This window comes from Deefgea piscis (assembly GCF_013284055.1).
Taxonomy (GTDB): Bacteria; Pseudomonadota; Gammaproteobacteria; order Burkholderiales; family Chitinibacteraceae; genus Deefgea; species Deefgea piscis.
Map to the genome: position 1 here is coordinate 2,489,381 of NZ_CP054143.1, position 14,111 is coordinate 2,503,491.

The 14,111-nt window shown below is 47.6% G+C and carries 11 protein-coding genes; 7 read left to right on the forward strand and 4 right to left on the reverse strand.

Annotation, left to right across the window (positions count from 1 at the left end; translation table 11 throughout):
• Nucleotides 1–66: 66 nt before the first annotated feature.
• From HQN60_RS11610 to HQN60_RS11620, 3 genes are all read left to right on the forward strand, one after another.
• Nucleotides 67–759 carry a VC0807 family protein gene (locus HQN60_RS11610; RefSeq protein ID WP_173533796.1) on the forward strand — a complete coding sequence of 231 codons (693 nt, stop codon included), beginning with the start codon at nt 67–69 and terminating at the stop codon, nt 757–759.
• A 482-nt stretch (nt 760–1,241) separates the two neighbouring features.
• The gene (gene arsN2 / locus HQN60_RS11615) at nt 1,242–1,673 is read left to right on the forward strand and encodes an arsenic resistance N-acetyltransferase ArsN2 (RefSeq protein WP_173533797.1); all 432 of its coding nucleotides are present in this window, start codon (nt 1,242–1,244) and stop codon (nt 1,671–1,673) included.
• Between the two features lie 488 nt (nt 1,674–2,161).
• A complete protein-coding gene (locus tag HQN60_RS11620) occupies nt 2,162–3,916 on the forward strand; it encodes a bifunctional metallophosphatase/5'-nucleotidase (RefSeq protein WP_173533798.1) in 1,755 nt (584 codons plus the stop codon).
• Nucleotides 3,917–4,052: 136 nt separating this feature from the next.
• On the opposite strand, the gene HQN60_RS11625 is transcribed toward HQN60_RS11620, so the two are convergent.
• The gene (locus HQN60_RS11625) at nt 4,053–4,706 is read right to left on the reverse strand and encodes a TetR/AcrR family transcriptional regulator (RefSeq protein WP_173533799.1); all 654 of its coding nucleotides are present in this window, start codon (nt 4,704–4,706) and stop codon (nt 4,053–4,055) included.
• A 158-nt stretch (nt 4,707–4,864) separates the two neighbouring features.
• Here HQN60_RS11625 and HQN60_RS11630 point away from each other — a divergent pair, with 158 nt between their 5' ends.
• Together HQN60_RS11630 and HQN60_RS11635 are read left to right on the forward strand one after the other, a co-directional pair.
• Complete coding sequence (locus tag HQN60_RS11630) at nt 4,865–6,910, forward strand: alkyl/aryl-sulfatase (RefSeq protein WP_173533800.1); 2,046 nt, start codon at nt 4,865–4,867, stop codon at nt 6,908–6,910.
• 134 nt (nt 6,911–7,044) lie between these two features.
• A complete protein-coding gene (locus HQN60_RS11635) occupies nt 7,045–8,220 on the forward strand; it encodes an OmpP1/FadL family transporter (protein WP_173533801.1) in 1,176 nt (391 codons plus the stop codon).
• A gap of 239 nt (nt 8,221–8,459) precedes the next feature.
• On the opposite strand, the gene HQN60_RS11640 is transcribed toward HQN60_RS11635, so the two are convergent.
• The 3 genes from HQN60_RS11640 to HQN60_RS11650 all read right to left on the reverse strand — a co-directional run bounded on the left by HQN60_RS11640 (nt 8,460) and on the right by HQN60_RS11650 (nt 11,306).
• The gene (locus HQN60_RS11640; protein ID WP_173533802.1) at nt 8,460–8,951 is read right to left on the reverse strand and encodes a GNAT family N-acetyltransferase; all 492 of its coding nucleotides are present in this window, start codon (nt 8,949–8,951) and stop codon (nt 8,460–8,462) included.
• Between the two features lie 1,143 nt (nt 8,952–10,094).
• A complete protein-coding gene (gene blaOXA / locus HQN60_RS11645) occupies nt 10,095–10,976 on the reverse strand; it encodes a class D beta-lactamase (RefSeq protein WP_173533803.1) in 882 nt (293 codons plus the stop codon).
• A 120-nt stretch (nt 10,977–11,096) separates the two neighbouring features.
• A complete protein-coding gene (locus tag HQN60_RS11650) occupies nt 11,097–11,306 on the reverse strand; it encodes an FmdB family zinc ribbon protein (protein ID WP_173533804.1) in 210 nt (69 codons plus the stop codon).
• 169 nt (nt 11,307–11,475) lie between these two features.
• Between HQN60_RS11650 and HQN60_RS11655 the strand changes: the two genes are divergently transcribed.
• Complete coding sequence (locus HQN60_RS11655) at nt 11,476–13,197, forward strand: sensor histidine kinase (protein WP_173533805.1); 1,722 nt, start codon at nt 11,476–11,478, stop codon at nt 13,195–13,197.
• On the forward strand, nt 13,194–13,916 hold the full coding sequence (btsR, locus tag HQN60_RS11660; protein ID WP_173533806.1) for a two-component system response regulator BtsR: 723 nt from the start codon (nt 13,194–13,196) through the stop codon (nt 13,914–13,916). Before HQN60_RS11655 ends, btsR begins: the two co-directional genes overlap by 4 nt.
• Nucleotides 13,917–14,111: the final 195 nt, after the last annotated feature.

Here is a 14,111-nt window from a genome sequence, read left to right on the forward strand (position 1 = left end):
TAGTAGATTTATCGCCGTTGGGCATTTTTTTGTTAGCATGGGCTTCTTTTTTACTTACTGAACATCATGAGCGCACAAAAACAACCCAGCCTGTTTGGCAATCTGCTGCTGAACATTCTGATCCCGACGCTGATTCTCACCAAATTAAGCACCGACCAATGGCTAGGGCCGACTTGGGCAGTGGTGGCCGCGCTGGCGTTTCCCTTGGCTTACGGCCTATACGACTTAAAACAAAGCGGCAAAGTAAATTTTATTTCGATTCTAGGGGTGGTCAGCGTACTACTAACCGGTGGCATTAGTTTGTTAGAGCTTGATCCCAAGTACCTCGCCATCAAAGAGGCTGCCATCCCCACCCTCATTGGCTTAGCGCTACTGATTAGCCAGTTCACGTCCTATCCGCTGTTGCACAAGCTGCTATATAACGATCAAATTCTTAACCTCGCAGCCATTAAGCAAGCACTCAGCACTGAGCAACAGCAAGCTGAGTTGGCTAAACGCCTGACCATCACCAGCTACTTGGTCGCAAGCTCGTTCTTTTTATCGGGTGTTCTGAATTATCTGTTGGCCCGTTGGATCGTCGTTAGCCCTCCGGGTACCAGCGAATTTGCCGCCGAATTGGGAAAAATGACCGCACTTAGCTACCCAGTAATCATGGTTCCCAGCATGATCGTTCTGATGGCCAGTCTGTGGTATTTGCTGCACAGTCTTAAAAAACTGACGGGCCTTGACACCGATCAGCTACTGGCTGTGAAGGGCTAATCGCCCCTGTGAGTCTTTCTGCGGTAAGTAAATTGCCCTAGTGTTTGTAGAGACCGGTCTGTCGGCTTTTTACCTCACTGTTCCCGTTCAGATGAAAGCGGTGGAGCGGCCGCTTTGGCCAAGGTGTCGATGTCGACTGATGAAAAAAGAGAGGCCGCAAACCATCAGGTAGCGGCCTTCGTCTTTTGTAATGAAATCTCGTGCAACTCGGCCAAAGCGCTCGCTGCTGTACTTGTATACAGCATAGGCCATCTTAATTTTGCATCAGCTACTGACTACGTCGCAGTTACCTTTTAACTGATAGTTAGTCAGAAGTATGTGTGAATTCAAAAACAATGGCATTTCCTATACAGGTCTAAATGCAGTATGGGAGAAGATCAATTTTAAAACGAAGGGATTTTAAAAAAGGCAGTGTTTTTTAATTTAAATTAAACCAACTTCTAAATTTTTAAGTTTAACTGTTAAATTTGGAAAAAAATGCCATGCAAATAAAGCGAGTAAGTGATTTAGCAGAAATCACTCGTCTACTGGACGATTGCAATTTAAAAAGTAGCGATGTCGCAGTAGAAAATCTACCGGTTTTCTGTGGAATAAAATACAAGAATGAGTTGATCGCAATTATTGGCTTAGAAATTTTCGAGGATGTTGGCCTGCTACGCTCATTGGCTGTCGCCGCTGCATTTCGTGAAAAAGGACTAGCTACTTCACTTGTCTTATACGCAGAGGATCAAGCCCGGCAGCAAGGTGTAAAAACGCTATATCTGTTAACGAATACGGCCGAGAAGTTTTTTCTTAAGGCCAGCTATCAAATAACAGAACGCAATATGGCTCCAATAGAGATTCAGGCAACAAGCCAGTTTTCTAGTCTTTGTCCTTTATCTTCTGCTTTTTTATCAAAGCAACTAACAAACTGAACTATATTTAGGCGCTTATTTTTTTGAATGTTTTTATCTGCTTTAGCCAATTCGTCGATGCCGATAATACAAAATGAATGGCCGCAAACCATCAGGTAGCGGCCCTCATTGTGATGAGTTTCTACACCAGCTACTCGGACTCAACGGACACTAAAACGCTTTCTCGGCGTACGAAATCAGTGGGTCACTAAACTTCACTGTTCGCGCTGATGAATTATTGAGCTACCAGCCGGTCTTCGTAAAGCCGATACCAAAATCAATTTTCCCATTAAATTTCAGCTACTTAAAAATTCGGCTACTGGGTTAAAATCGCGGCGGCGCGAGTAAGTCGTCGCTGTGTCTTGCGTTTTACTGCTACTCACTGGTTTGATTGCTTGCCTTACGAGGCCGGCAGTTTCAATAAGTGCATAACAAAAGTTTCACCTTGCCGTATCTAAACTGAAAGAATGTAAGCATATGCTCGCCTCATTTTCTACGAGGTGAGTGCAATGAAAATTCGTGCATCTGTTCAAGCGGTACTGGCAATTTGCGCCATGCCGCTGTTTTTAACCGCTTGTGGTGGCGGCTCATCCACAGAGCCGACGCTGACTCCACCAGCTGCAACAACAAATCCTGCTTTAGCATCACCGACGCCCAACCCGGAGGTTAATACGGCGCCGATTGAAGTTAAAATGCTGGCGATTAATGATTTTCACGGCAATCTAAAACCCGGTGGTACGGTAACGATTCCCGATCCTGCCAATGCAACTAAAACCATCAAGGTCGCCGCAGGGGGTAGCGAATATCTGGCTACATGGCTAAAAACGCTGAAAGCCAAAAATCCGAATAATATTATCGTTTCCGCTGGCGATTTGATTGGTGCTAGTCCGCTGTTGTCGGCGCTGTTTCACGACGAACCAACGATCGAAGCTATGAATGAAATGGGTTTGGAACTCAACGCGGTTGGCAATCATGAATTTGACGAAGGTAGCACCGAGCTATTGCGGATGCAAAGCGGCGGTTGCCATCCAACCGATGGCTGCAAAGCGGGAACGACATTTGGCGGAGCAAAGTTTAAATTTTTAGCGGCGAATGTCGTTGATAGCAAAACGGGTAAAACACTGTTTCCCGAGTATCAAGTCAAAGAATTTAGTGGCGTTAAAGTCGCATTTATTGGCATGACGCTCAAAGGCACACCAGGCATTGTGACGCCATCAGGCGTGGCGGGCTTAACGTTTAAAGATGAAGCCGACACCGTCAATGCACTGGTGCCTAAGCTCAAAGCGCAAGGCATCGAGGCGATTGTGGTGTTGGTGCACGAAGGGGGTACCCAGCTCGGCGATTTGAATGAATGCAAAGGCGTATCTGGCGCGATTGTCGACATCGTGAAACGCCTTGATCCGGCAGTAGATGCCATTGTTTCTGGGCACACTCACCAAGCGTATAACTGCCAAATTAATGGCAAATTGGTCACTAGTGCCAATCAATATGGCCGAGTCATTTCTGAGATCGATCTGACATTAGATCCAAAAACTCGCGATGTGATTAAATCATCGGCAAAAAACATCGTCGTGACGAATGATGTTGCTAAAGACGCTGTACAAACTGCAATCATCACCAAATACGATGCGCTAGTCACACCATTGGAAAATCGCATTGTGGGTACGATTGCCGGTTCTTTGCTTAAAACCACCAATCCCGCCGGTGAAAGCACCTTGGGCGATGTGATTGTTGATTCGCAATTAGCCGCCACCAAGCCAGCTAATATGGGTGCAGCGGAAATCGCGTTTATGAACCCAGGTGGTGTGCGTGCTGATTTAGTGCCGGTTGCCTCGCAAGTGACTTATGGTCAGCTCTTCACCGTGCAACCGTTTGGCAATACTTTGGTGTCGATGACGCTCAATGGTGCGCAAATCAAGGAGATGCTCGAGCAGCAATTTACCGGTTACAGCAATAATCAGCCATTTAACCGTATTTTGCTGGTCTCGAATGGGTTTACTTACAGTTGGGATTCAACGCTGGCGGCGGGGCAAAAAGTCGATCCCGCCAGCATTAAGCTCAATGGCGTGGCGATTTCCAATGTTCTGAATTACCGAGTGACGGTGAATAATTATCTTGCGTCCGGCGGCGATGGTTTTACCGTGCTGACCAAAGGTACGAATATCCTTGGCGGAGCACAGGATGTTGATGCGTTTGAAGCGTATATCAAAGCCAATCCTAACCTTGCCGTGCCTGCACTCAATCGCGTGGTGAAAATCAAGTAACCCAGTTTAACTCGTTAACAGCCGCCCAGATTTTGGGCGGCTTTTTTTATGCTGAGAGGGGAAAGCATATAACTTACTGAATAGTCGCCACAGCACATTGTGGCCAGAATGTCGACGAGCCGACAGCAGCATGAAATTAAAGCATTGATTCCGAATGAATTTGGCGTGCTCCGATATCGTTAAGGCATAGTGAAATCACCATTTTTTTTATGCGCTCAAAACTAACGACTCTAGTTTGGCATGAGCCATAAAGCACAATCGCACCTTCGGCAATCATGGCCAGTAAATGTACCCATTCACGTAGGCTATCTATCTGTGCGGCAGGCTGGTTTTGTGCAATTAGCATCGCAGCTCTTTCAATGGTTACATCATAAAAGTCATCGACCATCTTGCGAATCGATTCATCATGTTGTGCCATCGCCCAAAGTTCGCGAAATGTTCTTGCGGTTGACTCGGTAATCGCATCGTCTAGCAACCATTCAACGAGCTTATCTAAACCAATCGTTAAATTTTTATCCGCGATATTAATTTCTTTTTCAAAATTAAGTAGGTATTCGTCCAGCATGTTCGAGATCAACGCTTGAATAAGTTCGTTTTTGCTGGGGAAGTGGTATGACAAATTGCCAGGAGAAATGCCGGCCGCTTCGGCAACACGGCGGGTGGTGAAACTAGCATAGCCATGCTGAATGAGCACTTGCCGCGCACTGCCGAGAATATTGTCAATCGTGGCTAAGGAAACAGGTTTTTGGGTGCGAATATTACGCGCAATAACGGGTTTTTCTTTTGTCATAAATACCTCTGTTGCAGTGTAATAGTACAAATAAAAGTTAGTGCAGTTGTACTAATATGCACAAATTAGTGCAAACAACCTAATTTAAACACGTAATACTTTTCCATCACAGTGTGTTTTTGATGGTTGGTATTTCTAACGCGACCGAGGTCAATATCATGCGTATCAAAACTCTGACATTACTTGTATCACTCACCTTAATGAGCAGTATTAGCTCGACGAGCTTTGCAGCAGGCGGCGGTGGTTCGGCCGAGACGGATCCTGCTGCTTTGCAAGGCAAGCATTTTGATCCAAAAGGTAAGCCACCATCGCAATATACAATTGATAAGCAAAATGTTCAGCGGGCTACTTTACCGTTTGAAGACCAAAGAGATTTTGAAGAGTCAAAAAAAGGTTTTATTGCTGCGCCGACCTATACCACGATCAAAGGGGATGATGGTGTTGTCGCGTGGAATATCGGTAGTTATGAGTATCTGCTTAAAGGCAAAGACTACGACAGCATCCATCCTTCTTTACAGCGCCAAGCACAGCTGAATATGGCTTATGGTTTGTATGAAGTTGTACCAGGCAAAATCTATCAAATCCGTGGTTTTGACTTGGCCAATATGACCATCATTAAAGGCGATACGGGCTGGATTTTATTTGATGTACTGACTTCAAAAGAGACGGCGCGAGCAGCACTGGCCTTTGCCAATGAACAACTCGGCTATCGTCCTGTGGTGGCGGTTGTTCTATCCCATTCGCATGGTGACCACTTTGGTGGTATTCGCGGTGTGGTGAATGAAGAAGACGTGAAAAGCGGCAAAGTGCCTGTGATTGCGCCAGAAGGTTTTATGGAGCATGCCGTTTCAGAAAATATTTATGCCGGTAATGCGATGACGCGTCGGATGCAGCTCACTTACGGTACTTTGCTGCCGCGTAATCCTCATGGCCACGTCGACCAAGCGATTGGGAAAAACATTTCATCGGGTGAGATTGGTCTGATTGAACCAAACCGTACCGTGAGCAAAGACATTGAAGAAATCACCATTGACGGTGTGAAAATGGTGTTCCAGAACACGCCAGGCACCGAAGCGCCTGCCGAGATGAATACGTATTTCCCACAATTTAATGCATTTTGGGCAGCGGAAAACGTAACTGGCACCGTACACAACATTTACACCCTACGCGGCGCTTTAGTGCGTGATGCATTGTTGTGGTCCAAAAATATCAACAACGCGCTGTACTTGTTTGGCGATAAAACCGAAGTGATGTTTTCTTCGCATAGTTGGCCGCGTTGGGGCAATGAGCGCGTGAAAGAGGTTCTGCGCACGCAGCGTGATATTTACGCCAACTTGAATAATGACGTACTACATCATGCTAACAAGGGTGTAACGATCAACGAAATTCACAATGTGTACAAACCACCGCAATCATTGCAAAGCAATTGGGCGGCACATTCTTACCATGGCTCTGAAGAACACAATAGCCGCGCCGTTTTGAATCGCTATCTGGGGTATTGGGATGCCAATCCAGCCACGCTGATGCCGCTATCACCACGCGACTCTGCACCGCTGTATGTCGAAATGATGGGTGGCAGCAAGAAAATTCTTGCCAAGGGTCGTGAGCTGAATAAACAAGGTAAATATCTTGAGGCTGTCGAAATTCTCAATAAGCTGACCCTGGCTGAGCCGAATAATACGGCTGCGAAAGACTTGTTGGCTGATGTGTATGAGCAACTGGGTTATCAGAAAGAAAGCGTGGCTTTGCGTAACAGCTTCTTGGCCAGTGCGTATGAATTGCGCCATGGTATTCCAGAAGGCGCTTCACCGAAGGCAGGTAGTCCCGATATGGTGCGTGCAATGAGTACCGAATTGATGCTGGATTATTTGGGTATTGCAATGAACAGCACAAAAGCGGCGGGTATGAAATTCAAAATTAATCTGATCACGCCAGATAATGGCGAAAAGTTTGTACTTGAGATGAGTAATTCGACGCTGACCAATATCAAGGGCTACACCGCTAAAGACGCCGATTTGACGGTAACTGCAAACCGCGCTGATTTGGAAATGATCATGACAGGTCAATCGACATTTGAAAAATTAGCACAATCTGGGAAAGTGAAGCTCGATGGTAATAAAGCGGTGCTCGGTCAATTGATGAGCACGCAAGAAAAATTCGACCCACGTTTCGAAATTTTGCCGGGTACAAAGAAAACACATTGATGGTGATTTCGCGATAAAACTGCTGCATCGCCAGCCATATCTCAAGCCGAGGTGTGGCTGGTGATTGCAGAGCGATACATTTAGATGGCTGATTTGTCAGCTGTGCGCGCATTTCTTTAAATTCAGGTAGTTCAATGAAATTCAAATCCATGCTGCTGATTACAGCACTATGTTCAGCGCCAAGCTGGGCGGGCGGACTTTATCTTTATGAAGTTGGCACTGAGGATGTGGGTCTAGCTGGTGCTGGTATGGCCGCACGAGCACAAGATCCATCGGTGATGGTGGCCAATCCGGCAGGGTTGGCCATGATGAAAGGTGACCAGCTCACGTTGGGCGCTCAAGCACTGTACGGCGATGTGCCATACACAGTGAATAATGGTAACAACGCCGACAACGTCATCGGTTGGTTCCCAGGAATGAGCGCATTTTATAGCCATGCCGTGAACGATCAGGTCACGGTCGGCCTCGGTGTCTATGGCAATTATGGGCTGGCGCTAGATTTTGGGGGTTGGGGGATCGCAGGCCCAAAAGGGAATTATGTTGGCAGTGCGGCGATCAAAAATGGCGCAACGATGGCGGTCACAATCCAACCTAGCATGGCGTACCGGATTAACGATGAGTGGTCTGTGGGTGGGAGCATTGGTATCAATTACGGCTATGCTTCGTTAACGCGCGATACTTTATTTGGCTCAGAAGAGAAAACGTCGAGTGATGATTGGGCGCTAAATGCAAAATTGGGCGTTCTCTATCAATTGGACGAATCGACCCGCTTTGGCTTGGCCTACACTAGCGCAACACAATATAACTTTGATTTGAATCCGACTGTACTTGGCCAGCAAGCTTTAGTTGCACAAGAAGTGAATGCGCCGCAGCAAATTATGTTGAGCGCGTTTCATCAGCTCACGCCACGTTGGGCGGTGATGGGTAATCTAGGTTGGCAAGATTGGAGTGCCTACAACCATAACAAAAACAATGGCAATGAAGCCTCTCAGCAATTTAAAGACACCTGGCATACCGCACTCGGTGTGCAATACCAATACAGTGAGAAACTCAGATTAAATACGGGCATTGCCTACGACAGCAGCTTTTACAAGGATAGTCAAAATGCCTCGCTCACTTTGCCTTCAGGAGAAGCATGGCGGTTTGGTATCGGTGCTCAGTATCAATTGGACAAGAAAAACAGCCTAGGTATCGCATTTGAATACATGGATATTGGCGCAGCCTCGGTCAATCATCTTGGTCCGCTCAGTGGTCAATACAATGATTCAAAAATGTATTTTTTAACTGCGAATTTTAGTACTCAATTTTAGCGCTCGGCTTTTTAAATAGACTGAGAAATAATTTAAGCCAAAATAGGAATGCATTATTGAAAATGAAGAAACTTGCGATGGCCGCTTAGGCCGAACAGTACGGGTGTATCTAGAAAATAAAGAAGGCCGCAACCCGAGGGTTTGCGGCCTTTGGTTTTCTAAATTTCGGCATCAACACTTTGGCCATTGCGCTCATTCAAGATTGTTTTGATTAGTGAGCATTTAGCTTTTGATGACGGTTACTTTTTTTGAGGGATATCGATGCGGTAGTCCATCTTTTTTCGCATCAATGCATTTTGCAATATGACGCCACGGCAAAGGGTTTGTTTTCGCTCGGCTACTGCAAAGCCGTGGTGCAAAAAGAACGGCTCGGCGCTTATGCTCACGTCGGCGCTGAGCTCAATCATTGCCAAATGTGTTGCGGTAGCAAAAATCTGCTGCATTAATTGGCTGCCAAGGCCTTTTCGTGTGGCGTTGGCAGCAACAAAAAAATGGTCGATATAGCCGTTGGCTTGCACATCAGCATAAGCAACAATTGTATTGTCGATCTCGAGCACCCATGGGCGCAAAGTTTGCATTTTGCTGGCCCATATCTCGGCAGGCAGGGTGATGGGGGCCCAGGCTTGGATTTGTTCTGGCGAATAATCGTGTGCCGCAATACCATGCACAGCAGATAAAAAAACTTGAAATAAGGCGACTTCATCGCCGGTTTTGAATCGCCGGATGCGCATAATTCACTTTCACCTAGGGTTTAGCTGGGTCGTTACCAGCGACATTAGTTTAAATTGATGAGGATTTAATGACGATACTTTGCATGGAAAAGCACAGTAATTGCCTGTTATTCCCCTGCATCTTGCTGCACAGCTTTGGTGGTATACGAGTAAATAATACCGAAGTGGCTGATGGTGCGGCTGGCAAAATATTACGTCGTAATTACGTGAGTTTTTTGGCGTTAATCAGGGGTGGTATTTTGTCGGAAATAGAGGGATAGATGGCTTAAGCATTGATTTTTATCAATGTTGCGACGCAGCATAAAGAGGATCTTGGCGAGCTTGTCTTTATCTTTTTGGAAAGCATCATGTCGTATCTCGAAATAGAAAACCTCGCCCTCACGCAACATATTGTGCCACAGCAACCCCTCTGGATTGAACTTTGGTTGGCGCACGTGGATGGTGAGCAATAACGCAAAATGTGTTGTGGCGTATGATTCTGGGTGCCAACTTAGGTACTCAGCGCGCTCTCGTTAATGAGGTGTTTCATAAGCAAGGTCCGCAGAATATTTACCCCAGACTTTAAAATCGAAGCCGCTAATTTAGTTCTCCAGCAAGGTTATTTAATCACTCAGGCTTGCCAGTTTAGGGTGTTAGTGACATCGCATTTCGCGCAGGATTACACCGTACCGCCAAGAGCAGCATGGGCTGAAACCCCAAAGCTAAAACGCTCACGCTAGAGCTGCGTAAAATTCAAGAGCTCAATGCCCGTATTGATTCGCTTGAACTGTGCGCCAAAATACGCACTTTTTAAAAAGTTTGGGTGCCGCAGGCAGTCGAAACTTGGGGTGGGTGCTGGCCATTGAAGGGGTTCAAATGGCCGTTGCAAAGCCAGAGCCTTGATGTGCGAAGCTGGTTTGCGTAGCAAACGAGCGCAGTAGCAGCCAAGCGTTTGTTTTAGATGGCTAAGAATCAATATCCGCCACTCAGAAATAAATTAGCGTGCATTTGATGGTGTATTTCAATTGGCAAAGCCTGCATGCATTTAATGCGTGCTCTTTCGTTAGCAATAAAAGAAAAACAATTGTGGTTGTGCTCGGAAAATATTGACCACAGCAGGGCAGCTTGCAGTGAGCTGCCCGGTTGCGAGTCCATTTGTAATGGCTATTTTTTCATCAGTCCTAGCGCTTGTAAGCTGTCTTTACTTAATTGAATGCGCTGGCTGAGCGGTGTTTCTTTGGCTTGATCCATATTGAGCGCAAAGCTATAGATTTTACCGTTTTCTTCTATCCAGCCAACAAACCAGCCAATGTCCGATGGGCTAGTGCGGTAGAGCCCAGTTTTACCGTAGAGCGTCCAGCCATTGCCCGATTCAAGTTGCATAATGTCGCGCACCGCGATTTGGGCTGATTGAGGTAGCGGGAGCTGGGTTTGTGCGAGGCGAGCTAAAAATTGGCTTTGTTCAATCGGGCTGATTTTGAGTGGCCCTTTGGGCCAAAACTGATCAACTTGTGAACCAATATCGGCATTGCCGTAATTGAGTTTGCTCACTTCACTTTGCATGGCGCTCAGGCCGATTTTTTTGGCCAGTTGTTGGTAGGCTGGTACGTTAGACACGCGTAGCGCGTCGCGTAAACTCATATCGTGCGCCCAACTGGCTAAATACACGGGCTGGCCATCGTAATGGTAAAACACCTCATCCACACTGCTGACCGCCTTGCGACTGAGGCCAATTAAGCTATTGGCGATTTTAAAGGTGGACGCAGGAATAAAGCGCGTTGCGGCCCGCTCGCCATTGTGCCCCACGAGTCGCTGCTGACTGACATCCAATATGGCGATGCTGCCTTGGATCTGCGCTTTGGCAAAAACTGCGGCGATTTGACTGTTTTCTTCAAAGCCTGACGCTTGTGGCGTGATCAAGGTTTGCGCTTGCGCGAGCCCAGCACACAAAGTCAAGGCCGCCAGCAAGGCGGCAAAATGCGTGGCACTTTGGCGGCGTAATTTCACGCACCAAAGGGTGGTTCGAATAGGTAGGCGGGCAGACATGTGTTTGCATCCGATTCAGTCAAGTTGGCAAGAATCGGCATGGTAGTGCAGCACATAGGGCATTAAAAGTAATAAAGTCAGCTTGGCGTGCTGGCAATACCAAGACGCCGTGTCGCGTGTTTAGTGCTGGCAGCCTGGCCCGCAGTGATGTGGCGTGGGCGCGGTGCTGGTTGCTGCCGCGCCTTTAATTTGCACGCCAACGGCGCTGAGCTGCTTTTGGTATTCGGTTGCGGCACACGCTGGGCATTGGGTGAGTGCGGGGTCGCTGAGTTTTTGTAAGTGTTCACCATAGTGCGCGCAGGCGGCACAGCGATAGGCGTAGATGGGCATGGTTTTCTCTTTGCTTGGCGCGTTGATGTCGAATTACTGACGGATTCTACCGCAGTCGCTGACAAACTAGCGAGTGTGACTGCTGTTGCCTAGATCGGGAAAGCTTGAATAGGCACCGTGCATTCAATCCGTTATAAGCACTGATCACCCCACTGTTTTAAAAGCCGCCATGTTGTCGCAGCAACTCTCCCTTGTTTTGCAATTACTCCAGCAAACCTGCATTTTTTTGGTTATCGCTTGGTTGTTGGCGCGCACGCCATTGTTTACGCCTTTGATGCAAGTCACCATTCGCTTGCCGCATAAACTGACGTGCTATTTGGTTTTTTCTGGTTTTTGTATCCTTGGCACGTATTTGGGGCTCAAGGTCGATGACTCGATTGCGAATATTCGTGCAATCGGCGCCGTGTTGGGCGGCTTATTGGGCGGCCCTTCAGTCGGGTTGGCGGTGGGGTTTACCGGCGGGCTGCATCGCTACTCACTCGGTGGCCCCACTGATTTAGCCTGTATGATTTCAACAATTTGCGAAGGTTTGCTTGGCGGCTTGGTGCATCGCGCTTTAATTAGCCGTGCTCGGGTTGATTTATTGTTTCAGCCGGCCTTGGTCGGGGTGGTGACTTTGCTGGCTGAAATGATGCAAATGATGATTATCCTGGCTGCTACTCGGCCGTATTCAGTGGCGTATGGTGTGGTCAATAGCGTGGCCTTACCGATGCTGATTGCCAATAGTGTCGGGGCGGCCATGTTTATGCGCTTATTGCTCGATCGGCGGGCAATGGCTGAACAGTATTCGAGTGCTTTTTCAGCGCGTGCGCTGCGGATTGCGGCCAGAACTGAGGGTTTATTTCGTACTAGCTTTAACGAAGCCAATTCAATGCGCGTGGCGCAGATTATTTCCGAAGAAACCGGCGTTGGTGCGGTAGCGATTACCGATAGAGAAAAATTGCTGGCGTTTACCGGCGCGGGGTCTGATCATCATTTGCCCGGCACCCCCATTACCTCCAAGCATACGCAAGACGCGATTCGTGACAATCGGGTGGTGTACGCCGATGGCAATGAGATTGCCTATAAATGCTCGATTCATCCCGAGTGTCGCCTTGGTTCGACCTTGGTGATTCCATTGCAAGACGCGGATGATCAAGTCATCGGTACCATTAAGCTGTATGAACCCAAGGGGCGGTTGTTTGCCAAGCTCAACCGAACCTTGGGTGAGGGCATAGCTAAGCTATTGTCGCGGCAAATTCTGACTGGCCGGATCGAGGCGCAGCGCGCTTTGCTGGCGCAGGCAGAAATTAAACTACTGCATGCACAAGTGAATCCGCATTTTTTATTTAATGCACTGAATACCTTAAATGCGGTGATTCGGATTGATCCGGCGCGAGCGCGAATTTTGGTGCAGCATCTATCGACTTTTTTTCGTAAAAACCTCAAACGCCCCGATGGTACTGCCACATTGGCCGATGAAATCGAACATGTGAATGCCTATTTGCAAATTGAATTGGCGCGCTTTGCTGAGCGTTTGCAGGTTGATGTCGAGATTGACTCGCAATTTAGTCAAGTGGGCTTGCCGGCGTTTTCATTGCAACCCTTGGTTGAAAATGCGATTAAGCATGGTACGTCGCAGCTGCTCGGGATAGGAAAAATACGCCTTTACGCTGAGCCCGCGAGTCGGGGTAATACCTTGCTGCTACACGTTGAAGACAATGCCGGTCTTTTTAATGCCTTGGGAAGAAGCAGTGATGGCATGGGGATGAGCTTGGTGGATCGACGCTTAAAAGCGCAGTTTGGTCCAGAGTACGGTTTGAGCATAGCGCACGTGCCCGAGCAATTTACCCGGATCAGTTTAAGTTTGCCTTTGGTGGTTGATGAATTGTTGGCGGTGGAGGAATTGTGATTCAAGCTTTATTGGTTGATGATGAACCGTTGGCGCGCGATGAGTTGCGCTGTTTACTCGAGGACGCGGGCATTGACGTCGTGGGGGAGGCGAGTAATGCCATCGAGGCGATGCAAATGATTTATCGTTTGCGCCCAGATGTGGTGTTTTTGGATATTCAAATGCCCAGGATTTCTGGCCTGGAATTGGTGGGTATGCTCGACCCCGATAAAATACCGCAGATCGTGTTTGTGACAGCGTTTGACGAACATGCCGTGAAAGCATTTGAAGAGCACGCTTTTGATTATTTGCTGAAACCGGTGCTAGCTAGCCGATTGAATAAAACCTTGGCGCGCTTAAGTAAGCAAAATGGCGCGGCACCGGATTACAATTTAATTGCGCCTCGGCAAGCACTCAGACAATTGCCGTGTCATCGGCATGATCGGATCTTATTATTGCCGCTCGATGAGGTCGATTACGTTGTAGCGCGTTTGTCTGGCGTGTATTTGGTGACGCAAGACGGCACAGAGCATTTTACTGAGCTGACATTAAAGGTGCTGGAAGAAAAAACCGGCTTGCTGCGTTGCCATCGGCAATATCTGGTTCATCCCGAAAAAGTAGCTCAGATTGTTTTGGGTGAGACCGGTGGTGGCGAGGTGATTACGCGGGCTGGACTCAATGTGCCGGTAAGCCGCAGGTTTTTAAAGCCGCTGAAAGCGCAGTTGGGGGTTTTGCTTTAGCCTGAAGTGATGTAAAGAATGCTTTTAAAGGTATATATCGCTAGGCGTTGACTGATAAAATGCTTGGCGATATACCTGCCAATCCCCAATCCCCAATCCCCAATCCCCAATCCCCAATCCCCAATCCCCAATCCCCAATCCCCAATCCCCAATCCCGCCACCGCGCCACCGCTAAAGTAAATATTCACACCGCTT